The following is a 16,768-nucleotide window of genomic DNA, read 5'->3' on the forward strand; positions in this document are numbered from 1 at the left end:
TGATTGATGATTATATATGTCTTCTATTTGCTCTGATACTTCGCTATATCCCAGTTGGCATAACGCTGAAGGTTGTTTTCAAGCACATCCGGCTGGGAGAAGTCTTGCCAAAGATGGCTGGCTCTGGATATGCCCAGCACGCCACAGCCTATCCATAGGCTCTCGTGCATGGAACCGTAAGAAAAGTAGACTTGCTCGTGAGGCACGAAAGACTCACGCCCGTTTATCACGAATCCGATGCCGTCGGGATAGACGCGAAGCTCCGTAAAGGGCATTTTCTTCCGCCAGACCATGACCGTCCCGATGAGCATAGGCAGCCCCAGCCACAACCAGTAATTGATAATGAATGGCACTCCGCTCTTCACCCAGTCAGCCACCGCCCAGTCGGCAAAGCCTGTCATTGCCCCTTGTACTGCCGGAATACGGGTAATGAGGTAGATGGCGAGGAATACAATCCACCCCTGTATGACACCTTTCCACTTCCCGATGCCCTCATAGGAGCCTCTGTTCAAGTGATGAGACGAGACAAGATTTTTTTCTGTCATACTCTTTTTCCAATTCGTTCTGTTGCAAAGTTAATTGTTTTTTTGAATAATCCAAGGAAAACGAGCGGCAAAATGACTTTCTGGCGATAGATATGCAAAGTGCCGATAGCCCTTGAGAGTCTATCGGCACTTTACTGAAAGGGGACGCAGGAATTAGAAATTCCAGTTCAGTCCGCCCATGAAGGTGGCTCTCGGCATGGGGAATCCGGCCACGGTCTCATACCGTTGTGCCAGCAGGTTCTCGCCCTTGACAAAGAGGTGGAGGCCTTTGGCCACACGGTATTGTGCCGTGAGGTTGAGCAGCCAGAAGTTCTCTTTCTGCTCGTCGGCACCCGTGGCGGTGTAGAGACCCGCTATATATTGCAGTCCTCCATTGGCCGAGAATCGGTTTCTGCGATAGTTGGCTCCCACGAAGAGCTTGTGCTCGGGGGCGGAGAGCTGCGGATTGCTCATGTGCAGGAAGCTGTAGTTGCCGTTCAGCCCCCACTGGTCGTTGACGCGGAAGTCGGCTTCTAGCTCCAGTCCGGTGTTCTCGGTGGCTCCGGTGTTTACATTCAGCGGTCTGCCTTCTACCATCTGCGTCTGGATCAGGTTGTCGGCCTTCAGATAGAAGAGGTTGACGCCATAGCTGAACCGTCCCTCCAGCAGCTGCTGCCTGTAGGATACCTCGTAGTTCATCATGCGTTCTGGCTTGAGATCGGCGTTTGCCGGGCGGAACATGTAGAGCTCGCGAAGCGTGGCATTGCGGAATCCCTTGCTGACCATGGCGCGCAAGGTGGCGTCTTGGGGCAGTCGGAAGGTGAGGCCTCCCTGGGGAATCCATTCGTTGCCGGCCACGGAGTGGTGGTCGAGACGCAAGGCTGCGTTCAGCGTGAGCCATGCAGCGAGGTCCTGGCGGAAGTCTACATAGCCCGCGATCTCGTTCACACTACGGTGGGCAATGTCGGTGCGGCTGCCGTCGCTCATAGCCTTGTTCCAGGCTTCCCCTCCAAAATGCTGGAAGTCGATGCCTGCGGTTGTTGTGTTATTCTTGAATAGTGAAGCGCTTTGATAGAGTGAGAAGCCGCCCATCTTGTCGTTGTGCAGATAGTAGGCGGTGCGCGGACTGCCTCCCTCGTGGTAGCCGTCGTTGATGTGGTGGTGGCCCCAGATGTAGTAGACGCGCAGCGCACCGGAGGTCTTCTCATAGTGATTGGTGAGCGAGACGGCCGAGGTTCCCCGGGTAATCATCATGTCGTTGTCGATGTAGGGATTGCCTGCCTCTCCGGGATTAGACGACTCGAAGTAGGTGAGGTCTATGCCTCCGCTCAGCGTCCAGTTAGGCGTGAAGTCGTAACCGAGTTTGAGGAATCCGCTTGTCTGCTCGAATTCAGAGTTCAGGCGATGGCCGTCGGTGCGTCCGTAGTTGACTCCGGCAATGCTTGAAAACTTGCCGCTGCGAAGGCGGTTGGTAACATTTGCCTCGAAAGTTCCATAAGAGCCTCCCTGAAGATTGACATTGGTGTTCACGCCGTATTCGTCCATCTTCCGGGTAACGATGTTCACGACGCCGCCCATGGCATTGGAACCATAGATGGTGGAAGCCGGTCCGCGCAGCACTTCCACGCGTTCGGCGAGCATGGCCTGATAAGCGTCTGCCACAGGATGGCCATAGAGGCCGGCATACTGGGGCAGTCCGTCGATGAGCACGAGCAGGTTGGCCATACTGCCGATGCCGCGCACCTTGATGCCTCCGGCCGACCCGGTGCTCACGCCGTAGCCGAGCATTCCACGCGAGGTGGTGAAAAGTCCAGGCACCTGCTGCGTGAGGCTGGGGAGCACATTGTCGTTATAGTTCTCGGTGAGCTTCTGCCTATTGATGACGGAAATCGTCATGGGTAGGTGGCGGATGTCGGTCTGATAGCGGCTGCCCGTTACGACTACATCGTCGAGCTTGAAGGTGGTGGTGTCGATTCGGCCGTCGGCCATGGTGGCAGCGGAGGCAGTCAGGAGGATTCCTGCAAATAGTTGTCTCAGCATCATTTGCCCTCCTCCACGAATTTTTTCACATCTCCGGCAGTCGGATGGTTGAGGAGCCTGGAGCCCCGGATATCGAGCTCGGGATATGCGGATTTCAGGTCTTTCTCGGCTTTTTTCACATTGCTGCCGCCACTGGTGGCAAAAAGGAATATCTTCTTGCCCTTCAAATAGTTCTTTTCGATGAAAGTATTGATGATGGTGGGTGCGGTGTACCACCAGATGGGGAATCCGATATACACGGTTCCGTAGTCGTCAAGATGGCGTACTGTGCCCTTGATGGCCGGGCGCGAGCTCTTGTCGTTCATCTCGAGGGTTGAGCGGCTCTGCTTGTCGGTCCAGTCGAGGTCGGCATCCGTATAGGGCTTTTCTGGCTGAATCTCGTAAAGGTCGGCTCCGGCTGCCGATGCCAGCACCTTGGCTGCTCCCGCCGTGGTTCCCGTGGCAGAGAAATAGGCGACTAAAGTTTTGGTTCCCATATTATTTTCTTTTGTTTTATTGCTTTGTGAGCAGGCACTCAGGCTGATAGCGAGCAATGTTGCGAGTGTCAGGATAAAATGCTTCATACTTTTTGATGTCTGATTTAATAGGTACAAAGATATAAATAAAATCTGGGTTTACGGTTACCAGAATTTCGGTAATACTAAATCTTTTTACCGCTTTTTATGAAAGCTGGTCTTGTAAGAAACCATTAGAAGATGGGTGAAAGCTGTTAAAATTAAGGCAGGATATTATTAGAAGCCCATCTGTCAGTCGTTTTTTACGAGATTCCTAATCATTAGAAATTAAAAAATCCCGAACCTTATTACAAGATCCGGGATGATATCTGGTATTTATGATATTTCTTCATTCGTTGCCTGTGGCCTCAGGGGTCTCTTGGGGTGGCGCAAGGGCGGCTTTCGCGTTCTTGTCGTCAGGGGAGAGAATGAGTAGTTTCTCGTAGTAAGGCTTTGCTGCCTCGAGGTCCTGCTTGGTAGCCCAGTAATAATAGCCGATGAGCTGGTATGCCTGAATGAGGTAGTTGGTCTCGTCGGCATCACGGTCGGCCTTGTTGGCATAAAGGTCGATGGTCTTCTGATAATAAGATGCACCGAGGTCGTCGAAGCCGGCATCTGAAGAACCGTTGCCCGCCTGGTTATAAGCCCATCCCGCAATGGAGGGGAACTTGGAGACGATGGTCTCGTAGATCTTGTTGGCCTGTGCGATGCTTGCGGCAGCATCTTCGCCTTTCTTGGCCTTGTCTACATAGATGCTTGCCAGTTTGGCATAGTCAGATGGAGTGGCGTTCTCGTTCTTGTCCATGTATTTCTGGTTGTATTCAAGGGCTTTATTCTCGTTGCCGGCAGCCTGATAGGCCTCGGAGATATACTGAAGCGGCTTGATGTCCTTGCTGTCGAGCTCCAGTGCTTTGTTGTATTGTTCGATGGCTTTGTCGAATTGTCCGACGCCCTTGAGGGCTTGTCCGTAGTTGTTATAGTCGAAGGTGGTCTTCTTGCAAGTGTCGTTCAAAATCTTCTGTGCACTAGCGAGGGCCTCCTGATAATTGCCTAACTCATTGTTGGCACGCATTGCCTGCCGCTGAAATCCCATCTCTGCAGGGTATTTCCCGGCAGCGAAGTTGGCGATTTCCAGTGATTTTTTCTGGTTTCCGGCATAGTAAGCAGCCGTGGCAAACTCCGAGAGACGATACTTCTCGAGCTTGTTGATGTCGCACTTGTCGAAGTATTCGATGGCTTTATCCATGTTGCCCGTCAGATAGAAGTTGTGTGCAGCCTCTGCCTCAACGGGGAAATCAGGAATCTGCCTCTTGAGTTCTTTCCATGCATTCTCTGCTTCTACGGGATTGGCCTTGCGGTTTACGCTGGCAAACTTTACATAGCCTTCGGCGTTCTTCGGATCCATGCGCATGGCCTGCTCGTACCACATGGAGGCATCACCGCCATTATCCTGAACGGCCGCGATATCACCCTTGAGGATGTAAGCCGAACCCATAGTCTTGTTTCTGGCGAGTGCGAGGTCGGAGAACTCGTTGGCCTTGTCATAGGTTTTAGCATTGAAGAATTCATACCCCAGTGCGACCAGAGCCTCGGGATTCTTCTTGAATGTCTTTGCATACTTCTTCACGAGATCCTTTGCTGCAAGAGAATTGCCAGGGTTTGCCTTCAACTCTTTCGCAATAGGCTGCAACATGGTCTTGTAATCAACATCTTGTGCAAATGTAGAAGCCGATGCCAACAGCAACGCTCCTACTAATAAATATTTGATACTTTTCATAATCGCATGTTTTTAAAAGTCGTTTCACAATCAGTTTACTAACTCTTTCCCCATTAGATGCTGGAAATCTCACTCCGGTTTAAACCGAATGGATTTTTTAGCAGTATGGGTTATATTTTTCCCTGTTTTTAGTTTCTTTTCACATCTACCGTCTTGATGGTGATATCACCACGGTATGGGAGTAGACCCGCCTTGAAGATGATGAGTTGTCCGACCGGGCTTGTGATGTAGTTGGCAAAACTCCATGGAAGTGCCTTCTGGGGGTCTACTACTATGCAGTATAATGTTCGTACAAACGGATAACGCCCGTCGAGCAGGTAGGCCTGATAAGGTTTCCAGCTGTTCATCTCGTTGGCTTTATCTCGCAGGGATACAGACATTACATGGATATTCTTCTTAAAAGTGGTGTTGGTGGAGTCGCGGTGGTCATTAAGCCAGTTGGATCCAATCACACCGATGGCGTTTGGGGTCTGGTCAATATAGTCTATCACATCTTTGCTGGTTTTTGCAGCAACGATGTTGGTACTATTGATAGGCTTGCCGTCCAAAATGGAGTCAACTACATAATGCAAAGTGGCTGACTGCTTGTTATCAAAGACAACTTCAATCTTCCCGCGCTTCGATTTCGGATAAAGTTGACTCCAGTCGGTAACCTCTCCGCCCAGGACACGCTTTACATCCTTTACTGAGATGCAAGTGTCGTTATTGTTCTTGTTAACGATAAAGGCTAAGCCGTCGTATCCGATGGGAAACACAACCGGAATTTGCCTCTTGGTCTTCAGATAGGCGATTTCGCTTGGCTTCAGACCTCTTGATGTGATGAACAGGCAGGTCTGCAGATCCTTTATCTTCTGCAATCCTGTTATCTCATCGGTATATATCGGCTTGAGGTCGACCTTGGGAAATTTGAATTCAAACTGCTCGACCTCTTCCTCGATAATGGGACTGAAACTCTCATCGGCATAAAAACTTATGGAACCGGAGGTGGGAGTATCAGTTCTGCCTCCTCTCTTGTCCTTTGAGGAGCAAGAGAGGAGGGCAGCTATTGTTAATCCTACGAATATGTAAGATGGGGTTTTTTTCATAAAGTGATTAGTTCTGCAACTTGAACGATACAGGAACATTATACTTTACGCGTACTGCAGAGCCGTTCTGCTTTCCAGGATTCCACTTCGGCATGCTTCTTACCACACGCATGGCTTCCTTATCGAGCGACGGGTCTACGGAACGGGCGATTTTCACATCGCTGATAGAACCATCACGCTCAACAACGAATGAAACAACAACACGTCCCTGCACGCCATTTTCTTGAGCTACCACCGGATATTGAAGGTGGCCCTGCAGGTATGACATGAGAGCACCGTTGCCACCGGGGAACGATGGCATCTGCTCTACTACATCAAATATCTTCTGCGTAACCTCCTCCTTTGGAGCTGGCGGGGGAGTAGCAACTGCGACATCAGTACGGACGGCTTCTACGATACGGCTGTCAGAGCCTTCGTGAGTCTCTGCGCCAACAGCTGCTTTCTTGTCAAGGTCGTCCATGGCTTTCAGCTTGTTGTCGTCCTTTACCAGTTCGTCCTTTTTGATGACAGGAGCGGTGAACTTCTGGGTTTCACGCGCAACAGGAATCTCCTTCTTAGGTGGAACCTTAGGCTTGATTTCCTCGACTTTCTCTCTCTTTTTTGCCTGTTCCTGCAATTTAGAGAGTTCCATCGCTTCCATATAAGCCTGACGCTCCTCAGCAGCCTTGTCGGTCTGCACTTTCCAAATCAAGAGTCCACCGATGATAGCAGCAGCAATGACCAGAATCGTTAAAGCCTTGATGTTGCGGGCAGAAGTACTCTTACGCAGCTTGTAGGCTCCGTAATCCTTGTTCTTGCTGGCGAACACCATGTCGACCCATTTAGGATCGTAAAGATCTATTTTTGCCATGATTTCTTTCCTTATTTAGTTTAGTCGCTGATTACATCTTGATATTTCTTGACTTGAGCAACTTCTCGTCATCAGGATTAATCTTATCAATGACATAAGTTCCAATACTCAGAATCTGCATTTCATCAAGAGCATCTACCAAATTCTCGTAGGATGCATTGTCTGTAGCCTTGATGACAATCGTCAGCGTAGGAATCTTCTCGCCTCCCTTCAGTTCACCAGCTTTCAACTTGTTGAGTTCCTTCTGATAGATACTGTCAGGATACATCTTTGGGTTCTTTGCTTTTGCAGCTTGTAACTCCTTGACGGCAAGGGTGATGCGCTCTACAGGACGGGTGCCGTTCTCGGTGGCGTGCTCACGGAGTTTGGTGCGGAGACCATCCTTGGCACTACCCCAAGTAGCTTCCTTGATCCATGCAGGATTATCATAGTCAGGGATACCCTCTCCATAATAAAGCTTGTTATCAGCGCAAACATACAGTGTAACGGTTTCCGAGGCCTTGGTCTCGTTCTTCATGTCGTCCTGAATGTTTTTATCATTACTCGGCATGGTCAGCTCCATTGTCTGAGGCTTGCTCAGAGTGGTACAGAGCATGAAGAATGTGATAAGAAGCATCAGCATGTCCACCATAGGCGTAAAGTCTACGCGAACGGTGATTTTCTTTTGTTTGCTTTCTTTCTTTGCCATATTATTCGCTCTCCTGCTTTAACTGAGTAATCATATAATAATGAGACTCATCCATGTCTTGAAGTTCGTTCATTACACGCTTAACGGTCTTATAGGGGGTAGCGGCATCTGCCTTGAGGGCAATCTTGATGTCGGTATTGGCTCTGCGAGCCTGGTCGACCCACTGTTGGAACTCGCTCATGCCGCCTTTGATAGAATCGAGTGGAATCCCCTTTGTGGGAAGGGTCTTCTGACGAGTCTGTGTGGACATTGCAAGATAGCTGCTCAACTCGGTCATTGGCACACCGAAGGTAGACTCAGCCTTGAACACCTCTTCCTGCTTAGAGGTGAGAGATACGCCAAACTGTGAAGTCATGCCCTGTAGTGTAGTACCGAGGTTATCGGTGTTGTCGATCTGCATGAATACCTGGCCTTCGCCCGTAGGCTTGCCAGCAGCGTCCTTTTCAGGACTGACCAATATCGTGAGGACGCCGTTCTCAGGCACCTTGATCTCGGAGACAGAACCCGGGGTGTTTACCTTCACTGGCTCATTCTTCACAAATGTAGAAGTGAGCATGAAGAAGGTAAGCAGCAGGGTCATGACATCCGACATAGGCGTCATGTCGATCCAGACATCACTCTTCTTAATTTTTACTTTACCCATAGCGATAAAATTTTAAAGGGTTAGCAAAAATTAAGCCTCTTCCGTGTGGTTTGCTTCGTATGTCTGAGCAATTGAATAACCAACCTCGTCGAGGGCATATGTCAACTTGTCAACCTTGTTGGTGAAGTAGTTGTAAGCTACAACTGCGCACCAAGAAGTGGCGATACCGAAGGCGGTATTGATCAAGGCCTCTGAAATACCCTGAGAAAGAGCGGCAGAGTCAGCACCACCACCTGCAGACAAAGCAGAGAAGGAGCGGATCATACCAACCACAGTACCCAGAAGTCCGGTCAGCGTACCCAGTGTAACAATCGTAGCGATGATTGGCAGGTTCATGGTCAGAGTAGGCATCTCAAGCTGAGTGGCTTCCTCGTGAGCCTGCTGGATCTTGGCAACTTTCTGAGCCTTTTTCAGAGCGGCATTTGCGCCAGACTCCATGTCCTTGTAAGCATTCAGAGAAGCCTGAACTACATTTGCAACAGAGCCTTTCTGTTTGTCGCAGAGTTGCTGTGCCTTTGCAAAATCATTTTCATTCAGAGCTGCTTTGATGTTTGCTACGAACTTAGGAAGTGCACCCTTACCGAAAGCTGTGCGGAGAGCCAGCGTGCGCTCGATGGCCATAGCGATGACAGTAAGCAAAAGGGTGTGGATAACCGGAACGACGATACCACCCTTGAAGATTGTTCCCCAAACATCGATAGGAGAAGTCTTGGTCTCATCTGCGAAATGGACAGGACTTCCGAACCATGTGAAGAACAATACGAATGCGATGATAGCGCAGACTACGATAATCCAGAATGCACCTCTTACTCCCTGAAAACCCTCAGACTTTTTCTTAGGGCTGGCTGTTTGTGTGTTAGTTGCCATAATTGTTGAAATTTTAATTTTTAGTTATAAATAAATTTGATTATAAAAATTCGTCTCATAATGTATCCCGACTTAACGGAAAGACACTATTCAGCAAGCAAAGATAATAATTAAACGCAAAGAATGTGCGCAATTAACTTGTTTTAACGATAAATTTGGGAAAAATCTATTCGTTAGCCTTAGTGTATATTACTCAAGCTTTGCCAATGTCTCTCTAATTCTTTTCAATGCTTTATAAATATTCTCGTCGCTTGTAGCATAGCTCATTCTGAAACAGTCATCGTCTCCGAAGGCTTCGCCGCCTACGATCGCAACATGTCCGACTTCAAGTAGGAGCATGGCAAGGTCATTGGAGTCCTTGATTTCCCTGCTGCCAAAGTGCTTGCCGTAAAAGTTGTTGCATTTAGGAAACAGATAGAAAGCTCCTTCTGGTTTATTGACTTCAAGACCGGGAATGTCTTTTGCAAGGCTGACAATGATATCGCGCCGGCGTCGGAAAGCCTGTCTCATTTCCTCTACGCATCCCTGGTCGAGTGTATACGCGGCTTCCGCGGCTTTCTGGCTAATGGAACTGGGGCCGCTGGTGTACTGTCCCTGAAGCTTGGCACAGCCTTTTACAATCCATTCCGGAGCTGCGAGATAGCCTATCCTCCAGCCTGTCATGGCATAGGCTTTTGAAACACCGTTGACGACTATCGAGCGTTCTTTCATGCCCGGAAATTGTGCGATGCTTTCGTGATGCCCGATATAGTTGATGTGCTCGTAAATTTCATCGGAAAGTACGAATAGTCCTTGATGGCTTGCTATGACCTTGGCCAGTTCTTTCAATTCTTCTTTTGAATAGACCGATCCGGTAGGGTTGCTGGGTGAGCAGATAATTACCATCTTTGTCCTTGAAGTGATGGCAGCCTCAAGCTGTCTGGGCAACATCTTGAAATTCTGTTCGAAACCAGTATCCACATATACAGGTATGCCCCCTGCAAGTTTTACCATTTGTGGGTAGCTTACCCAATATGGAACTGGGATGATGACTTCGTCTCCATCGTTAACCAAGGCAAAGATAGCATTGCAGACGCTTTGCTTTGCCCCATTTGAAACTAAAATCTCGCTGGGGGTATAGTCCAAGTCGTTCTCCCGCTTTAGCTTTCTCGCAATAGCCTCTCTTAAGGTGGCATACCCTGCTACCGGAGAATATCTGGAATAGTTTTTGTCGATGGCCTCCTTAGCTGCTTCCTTGATGTAATCAGGCGTATTGAAATCTGGCTCGCCGACGCTCATATTGATTACATCAATGCCGTTAGCTTTCATTTCGTTGCTTTTCTGCGACATCGCAAGAGTTGCAGAGGAGGCGAGACGATTCAGTCTGTCAGATAGTTTGGGCATGGTCGTGTGATTGCTATTTTTTGCAAATGTAGCCATTTTTATCGTAAAAATGGAAAGATACTTACGGTAATTTGATAAAATGCCCGGATTTTTAACAGAATTGTATCATTCAAGATGAAGGAGATGCCCCATCCTGTCGCGCTTGGTTTTCAAATAGTGTTCATTATATTTATTAGGTGTGATTTCAATAGGCACATTCTCTACGATTTCAAGACCATAAGCCTCAAGCCCTACACGCTTTACGGGATTATTTGTCATCAGTCGCATCTTGTGGACGCCGAGGTGGCGCAGCATCTGAGCACCGCAGCCATAGTCGCGCTCGTCGGGCTTGAAGCCGAGATGTACATTTGCATCTACGGTGTCGTAGCCTTCCTCTTGGAGCTTATATGCGGCAATCTTGTTCATCAAGCCGATTCCGCGCCCTTCTTGCTGCATATAGATAACCACGCCCTTTCCTTCTTTTTCTATCATTTGCATGGCCTTGTGGAGCTGTTCGCCACAGTCGCAACGGCGGCTGCCCAGAATGTCGCCGGTGGCACATGAGGAATGTACGCGCACAAGGATGGGCTCGTCTTCTTTCCAGTAGCCTTTCACGAGTGCCATGTGCTCCATGCCGTTACTCTGCTGGCGGAAGGGAATCAGGTGGAAGTGTCCGTATTCTGTGGGCATGTTAACCTCTTCGCCCACTTCAATGATAGACTCTTTCTTTAAGCGGTAGGCTATCAGGTCCTTGATGGTAATGATTTTCAGTCTCCATTTCTGTGCGAGTTTTTGTAGCTCGGGCATGCGGGCCATGCTTCCATCCTCATTCATAATCTCCATCAATGCACCGGCAGGATAGAGTCCGGCCAGCTTGCAAAGATCGATAGCCGCCTCGGTATGTCCACTGCGTCTCAGTACTCCATTGTCTTGTGCATAGAGGGGGTTGATATGCCCTGGTCTACCAAAAGTCTGCGGGGTTGAGTCTGGATCTGCAAGAGCCTTTATGGTCTCTGCACGGTCATGAGTGGAGACACCAGTAGTGCAGCCTTCAAGTTTGTCAATGGTAATGGTAAAAGGTGTACCGAGGACAGAGGTGTTGTCTGCTACCTGATGAGGCAAGTCTAATTCCTCGCAACGGCTGAGCGTGATGGGCGCACAGAGCACGCCGCGTGCGTTTTTCAGCATGAAGTTCACTTTTTCAGGAGTAATCATTTCAGCTGCCGTGATGAGATCTCCCTCGTTCTCACGGTCTTCGTCGTCAACGACGATTACGAATTTGCCTTCCTTGAAGTCTTTTATGGCGTCTTCGATGCTACTCAGTTTGAAATCTCCCATAGTTTTTATTTCTACTTTTTGATATATACCTTAATATATTATTATAAATCACCTTGGATGATGGTGCCAATCCTTGAAATAATATTCGCGTTAGTTTGCCGGATGACTCTTAAATCTCTCAGAAGCCTTAGCCTAAATCGCCACATCCTGAAATAGAAGAAAATGCCGGCAGGTATGCAAATAGCCGCAACCACATTCATCCATTGTCGTTCGAATGGGCGGGTATGGGCCTTAGTTGCGATAATGGGGTAGGTGTTTAGTTCTGTGAGTATCACCTTGTCGCGTGTGTTCGAGAGGTCTTCTATGATAGTCTCTAACTCTTCCCCGATATGTTCTATCTCATGGTCAGGGTTGTATCTGAAGAAGACCTTGATGGCGTCTGGAGCAGCCTTGAGGTTCTTCTTTTGCGAATACCTTACGATTCTGGAGCTGATATCGCGTAGTTTCTTGGCGTCTTCAACATAGTCAGGATTTTGTATGATGACCTCCTTGCCGTAGACATGGCGCTTTACGCGAAGTCCCATCATGCGCATGAATAGGTTTTTCCAGATGTCAAAGTTGAAGACCACGGAGTCGTTATTGGCCTTATAGGTTACGAAAACTGCAAGGGGAATCAGCACGGCTGGAGCAAGCGCCTTGCCGAACCATATCGCCCAGATACTGTCTCGTGCCATCTTGGACCCTGTGTTGTCGAGAATATAGAAGACGATGTAGACGAGTACGGCAGCGATGATTGGCACGCCAAGTCCGCCCTTCCGGATAATCGTGCCCAGAGGTGCCCCGATAAAGAAGAATATCAAGCAAGATAAGGCAAGCGTGAACTTGCTCCATTCTTCTATCTTATGCCGTCGGATTAGCCAGTCTCCGTCATTGGTTATCAGTTGTTTGAATTCCAAGTCCATGACTTCCTGTTGTGCCTTGGATAGGGCAGTATTGAAAGTGGCTCGCTTTTCCGTATCTGTCTGTCTGGCGAAAAGAGAGTCAAAGTTTACCTTTTGGCTCTTTATGATTTTCAGGACTTGCAAGGAGTCTTTCTTCGAAATACTGTCCTTGCGATAATAAGACATCCTTGCGCTTGCCATGTATGACTGCCCTATGCTGTCGTAATGGATGGTCATCGAGTCGATATCGTTGCTCAGTTGTTTCAGGTTCTTTCCCCGCCAGTTGTTTGAGAGGCTGGAAGCATCGGTCATATTGAAGTCTCCGTCAAAGTCAAGTATGATTTTTTTTGCGACGAAAGACTCGCGGCGGTAGGGTACGGCAGCACTGTTCCCAAATTCAGACGACTGCATATTTTCAAACCATTCGCCACTATAAAGACTCAGTAAGAGATGCTTCTTCTCTGCCGTAGACTGCAACATTCCTGAATCTGCGAGAATGATGGCCTGATCCTCGTAGCTTCCAGTCATCCGGTAAATCATGATTCCATACAACTTGCCAGTTTGCAAATCCTTTTTCTGTACATAGATATTGCAGTTTGGGATGCCGTCATAGAAGATTCCTTCCGGTATTTCGAGTTCCGGACTTTTCTGTTTCATGGAAATCAAGAGCTGTGTTATCTTCTGGCTCGCTTTAGGTCCGATATTGTTTTGGAAGATAAATGATACGAACATAATAAAAACGGAGAATACGATAAGCGATCGGAAAGTCTGCATCAATGAAATCCCCGCCGCCTTGATGGCCGTCAACTCACTGCTCTCCCCGAGGTTTCCAAAAGAAATCAATGAGGATAGTAGCAAGGCCAAAGGAAGGGCTTGGGGCACCATCATCAAGCTCATATACCAGAAGAACTGTCCCAGAATGTCTATCGTGAGGCCTTTCCCGATAAGTTGATCCACATACTGCCATAAGAATTGCATCATCAGTACGAACAGACTGATGAAGAAGGAACCTATGAAGAGCAGCAGGAACTGCCTGAGAATGAAGATGTCTAATTTCTTTATTCGAAACATTTCAATCCTTTATCGTATTGCCATGCGGATTATCAGTTGCAAAAGTAGCACAAAAATATAAGAAACTCCCCGATTTTTAGATTTTTAATTTTCTGATGGGTGGAGAATTTTGTGCTAAGAAGCTTTTTCTGTAGACGAAAAAGAAAATCATCTTGTTTTTTTTGGCGATTTAAAAATTAAATGTTACCTTTGCACCCGCAATCCCATCAGCCGATGGGTAACGGCGGGATAGCTCAGCTGGTTAGAGCGTCGGATTCATAATCCGGAGGTCGTGGGTTCGGGTCCCACCCCCGCTACATTGATTATCAGGGAGTTACAGCGATGTAACTCCTTTTTTGTTTCCATCGGTGAACTTTTGGTGAACTTTCCGAAAGAGAAGCTACGAAATGAAAACTTATGAAATTTCACCTTGAAGGGGAATCTCTCAGAAAAACGCAAGTGAAAAAGAATTAAAACGCTTGCCACATCAAAAATAATATTTATATTTGCAAAAAACAATTACTGACAATGGCGTAGGAAAAAGAACAGTTCAAAGGAAGAATAAGGAACATTTTAACATATCAGATGTGCAGTAACTTGGGCGGCCACTTTGCGTAGGTCAACTGGGTCAGTTTCGAGTGGATTTTCCACCTTATTGGCTTGTTCACTATTCCAAAAGACCAAGTCGTATAGTATTATTAACGGATGAGCCTTAAATTTCATCTCCCCTTATTCTTCCTTAAATAATCTGTCAAACTCATCTTCGGGCAAGAGGTAGCGGAGGTAATACATAGCAAACTTACGGTTGATAGAATCGGGTGTATTACGCATACGCCTGACGGCATGGGGAGGGAGATAATGTTCAACAAAATGTCCTTTGGGATAAAGGCTGTCTCTTTTCCATGTCTGTTTATTTCTTTCTTCTATGTCATCTCCAGAAATAATACGGTGTAAGAAAACCGGTACAGGCTTCTCTTTTGTACCATAAGACTTGTCCCTCCACTGCTTTTTATTTACATAGATAGAAAGTTCCATTCTGTCTCTCCTCAAAGACTGTTGAGTTTTTGCAGCATCGTAATGGCGTCCATGTAAGCCTGAAAAGAAATCTATTCCGTATATCCACACTATTCCAAAATACTTCTTATATTGAGATATATAGAACACTTCCATTTCAGCGAAAATCGTTGCCCGGTTTTTATAGAAATCAATTGATTTACCTGTATGAAAGTTATCTCCGTTAAAAAAGTCTTCTGCTATGTTATCGGGGAGTTTTATAATAAGGCTATCCCATCCTTGAACATAAGTGTCCGTATACGCTACAGCCTCACGGTTACCTTTAAAGTATTCAAAAACTGGTCGGCAAAGATGAAACAATGCTGGACCAATAACGAATATAGCTAATGCCTGGAAAGAATACAGCAACCATCTTTGTTTGTCAAATTTCATCTGATATTATTTGGGATTTATTTACATCAAGAGTATGAGTTTCTTTTATTATAGGGATAATTTCATCCTGCGCCATATTAAATTCTTTATTTTTATATTTACTATCAACAAACATACTAACAAAAGAACCGCCAACACTTAAGCCGAATCCGATGATGCCTCCAACGATTTTTCCTTTAGCATATTGAGCATCTCGTGCAGCTTGCCCTGCTACTTTATTTGCATGATTGGCTTTCTGTCTGGCACCAGTAGCACGGCCTTTCATTTTTTTGCTGGAGTTGTTGGAAAGTTTTTCCATCCTCCTTACGGCATTTTCTTCCGCCTTCTGGCTTGCTCGACTTGCAACTTCAGAAATCTTTTGCGTCTCTTTCATGCCATTCCCTGCCTCCATAGTCGATGATACGGTTCCACCATCCATTTTTTGAGGAGAAATCCGATGTCCACCTTCTTGAATGATTTCCCCCGATACTGTAGTTTCTGCTATTTCTTCTGTTTCACCTTCATAATCATATTTGAATTCAGAATCGGTTTTTAACATATCAAACTGGTCTATATAGAAGTCATCATAACCTTTAATACCATCGCCTATAGCCAATGTCGCTGTTATCGCCAATGAAACAGGATTGGCAGCTCCTGTCAAACCTCCAATACATCCTTGAATAAGTTGATTTTTCATTTCCTCAGAAATGATGCTACTATTATTATCAGCTATCATACGAGCAGCTCGTGATGCCAATCCGTCATCAATGATAGGGGTTACAACTCCTCCTTGTGAACAAGAGAAGAATGAATGCGACAGAATAGCCTGCTCTCCTTCTATAATAGTGTCCGGTTGTGCTATCTTCCACGTAGAATCCATAGATACATCACAAAGGTGTGATGTGTCATAGCCTAATTTTATGGAGCTTCCAACAAAAGTGGCACATCCAATTGCCAGAGCTGCTGTAAGTGCGCCTTCTGCTGCGGGAACAATAGCTGCTCCGATTCCTGCAACGATACCTCCAGCCAAGCCTCCGGTAGCAACTGTTGCTGCAGCGACTGCAATAACTCCAGCCACAATAACAGCACCCATTGCCACACCGACAAGGAAAGTCATCAATCCTCCCCATTTCATCATCGGAACTCTGCAACAAAAGCAATCACTGATTTTACAATCAACGATACGCAATATAGGTTTGTCATCATGTGATATAGCAGAGCATATTCTAGATGGAGTTCCTATCTTTAAAGGAGTTGGTTTTGTCATGTTAGTACAAACAATATTTGTACCCATGAGGATATATTGGCTGCTCATACTTTTAATCTATTGCTCGAATATTACATTGAATAGTTAGACTCACATTATTCAACACCTCTTCTATAATATGACTTTCAGCTTCTTTAATATAGTTCTCGGCACAGTTGCAAATATCCGTGGCATAATTTTGTAGTATAGGCCGATATTTTCTTGTTTGATGCTTAAAAGTTCATGAGATGCATTAACTTTGCACCCATGAGTAAGCAAACAGCATTTGATTACAAGATTCTGGCCAGTTACCTTCTTCCCAAAGGTATACTTGAGTTCTTTGACGTGACAGACGTTCGTGAAGACCACACAGGCATTATTGAAGAGACTAGTGATGAGCGTGTCCTTCTCCATATCTATCTTGACGAGAATGACGCTCGTGAAGAAGAGTGGCATGACCTTAAGCCTAATGGTTTCACAGAAAGCCGTCAGGTTAAT

The 16,768-nt window shown here is 46.8% G+C and carries 14 protein-coding genes, 1 tRNA gene and 1 pseudogene; 2 read left to right on the forward strand and 14 right to left on the reverse strand.

Going from position 1 to position 16,768, the window contains the following annotated elements; translation table 11 throughout:
- Positions 1–23: 23 nt before the first annotated feature.
- From BM114_RS10095 to BM114_RS10150, 12 genes are all read right to left on the reverse strand, one after another.
- On the reverse strand, positions 24–545 hold the full coding sequence (locus tag BM114_RS10095) for a hypothetical protein (protein ID WP_092113056.1): 522 nt from the start codon (positions 543–545) through the stop codon (positions 24–26).
- Positions 546–698: 153 nt separating this feature from the next.
- Positions 699–2,567: a TonB-dependent receptor plug domain-containing protein gene (locus BM114_RS10100; RefSeq protein ID WP_092113058.1), complete on the reverse strand. Its 1,869-nt coding sequence runs from the start codon at positions 2,565–2,567 to the stop codon at positions 699–701.
- Positions 2,564–3,040 (reverse strand): flavodoxin, encoded by a 477-nt coding sequence (locus tag BM114_RS10105; protein WP_369808418.1) that lies wholly within the window; start codon positions 3,038–3,040, stop codon positions 2,564–2,566. Before BM114_RS10105 ends, BM114_RS10100 begins: the two co-directional genes overlap by 4 nt.
- Before the next feature lie 367 nt (positions 3,041–3,407).
- The gene (locus BM114_RS10110) at positions 3,408–4,835 is read right to left on the reverse strand and encodes a tetratricopeptide repeat protein (RefSeq protein ID WP_092113063.1); all 1,428 of its coding nucleotides are present in this window, start codon (positions 4,833–4,835) and stop codon (positions 3,408–3,410) included.
- Between the two features lie 128 nt (positions 4,836–4,963).
- Positions 4,964–5,920 carry a PstS family phosphate ABC transporter substrate-binding protein gene (locus BM114_RS10115; RefSeq protein ID WP_092113066.1) on the reverse strand — a complete coding sequence of 319 codons (957 nt, stop codon included), beginning with the start codon at positions 5,918–5,920 and terminating at the stop codon, positions 4,964–4,966.
- A 7-nt stretch (positions 5,921–5,927) separates the two neighbouring features.
- Positions 5,928–6,770, reverse strand: a complete 843-nt coding sequence (locus BM114_RS10120; protein ID WP_092113069.1) for an energy transducer TonB — start codon at positions 6,768–6,770, stop codon at positions 5,928–5,930.
- Between the two features lie 31 nt (positions 6,771–6,801).
- Positions 6,802–7,458 (reverse strand): ExbD/TolR family protein, encoded by a 657-nt coding sequence (locus tag BM114_RS10125; RefSeq protein ID WP_092113073.1) that lies wholly within the window; start codon positions 7,456–7,458, stop codon positions 6,802–6,804.
- A gap of 1 nt (position 7,459) precedes the next feature.
- Entirely contained in the window at positions 7,460–8,101 is a 642-nt protein-coding gene (locus BM114_RS10130; RefSeq protein WP_092113077.1) for an ExbD/TolR family protein, read from the reverse strand.
- A gap of 30 nt (positions 8,102–8,131) precedes the next feature.
- On the reverse strand, positions 8,132–8,968 hold the full coding sequence (locus BM114_RS10135; protein ID WP_092113081.1) for a MotA/TolQ/ExbB proton channel family protein: 837 nt from the start codon (positions 8,966–8,968) through the stop codon (positions 8,132–8,134).
- Between the two features lie 189 nt (positions 8,969–9,157).
- Positions 9,158–10,351 (reverse strand): pyridoxal phosphate-dependent aminotransferase, encoded by a 1,194-nt coding sequence (locus BM114_RS10140; protein ID WP_092113084.1) that lies wholly within the window; start codon positions 10,349–10,351, stop codon positions 9,158–9,160.
- A gap of 105 nt (positions 10,352–10,456) precedes the next feature.
- On the reverse strand, positions 10,457–11,668 hold the full coding sequence (locus BM114_RS10145; protein ID WP_092113087.1) for a bifunctional 3,4-dihydroxy-2-butanone-4-phosphate synthase/GTP cyclohydrolase II: 1,212 nt from the start codon (positions 11,666–11,668) through the stop codon (positions 10,457–10,459).
- 41 nt (positions 11,669–11,709) lie between these two features.
- Positions 11,710–13,620 (reverse strand): LptF/LptG family permease, encoded by a 1,911-nt coding sequence (locus tag BM114_RS10150; protein ID WP_092113091.1) that lies wholly within the window; start codon positions 13,618–13,620, stop codon positions 11,710–11,712.
- A 222-nt stretch (positions 13,621–13,842) separates the two neighbouring features.
- On the opposite strand from BM114_RS10150, the gene BM114_RS10155 reads away from it, so the two are divergent.
- Positions 13,843–13,916 (forward strand) — tRNA-Met (locus BM114_RS10155).
- 412 nt (positions 13,917–14,328) lie between these two features.
- Here BM114_RS10155 and BM114_RS10160 read toward each other — a convergent pair.
- Together BM114_RS10160 and BM114_RS10165 are read right to left on the reverse strand one after the other, a co-directional pair.
- On the reverse strand, positions 14,329–15,045 hold the full coding sequence (locus tag BM114_RS10160; RefSeq protein ID WP_092113094.1) for a DUF8188 family protein: 717 nt from the start codon (positions 15,043–15,045) through the stop codon (positions 14,329–14,331).
- Positions 15,035–16,339 (reverse strand): hypothetical protein, encoded by a 1,305-nt coding sequence (locus tag BM114_RS10165; protein WP_092113097.1) that lies wholly within the window; start codon positions 16,337–16,339, stop codon positions 15,035–15,037. The genes BM114_RS10160 and BM114_RS10165 overlap by 11 nt, the downstream gene beginning before the upstream one ends.
- A gap of 198 nt (positions 16,340–16,537) precedes the next feature.
- Between BM114_RS10165 and BM114_RS10170 the strand changes: the two are divergent.
- Positions 16,538–16,768 (forward strand): annotated as a pseudogene (locus BM114_RS10170) (DDE transposase); the annotation flags it as partial.

The sequence above is a fragment of the Prevotella sp. KH2C16 genome (assembly GCF_900113305.1).
GTDB lineage: Bacteria > Bacteroidota > Bacteroidia > Bacteroidales > Bacteroidaceae > Prevotella.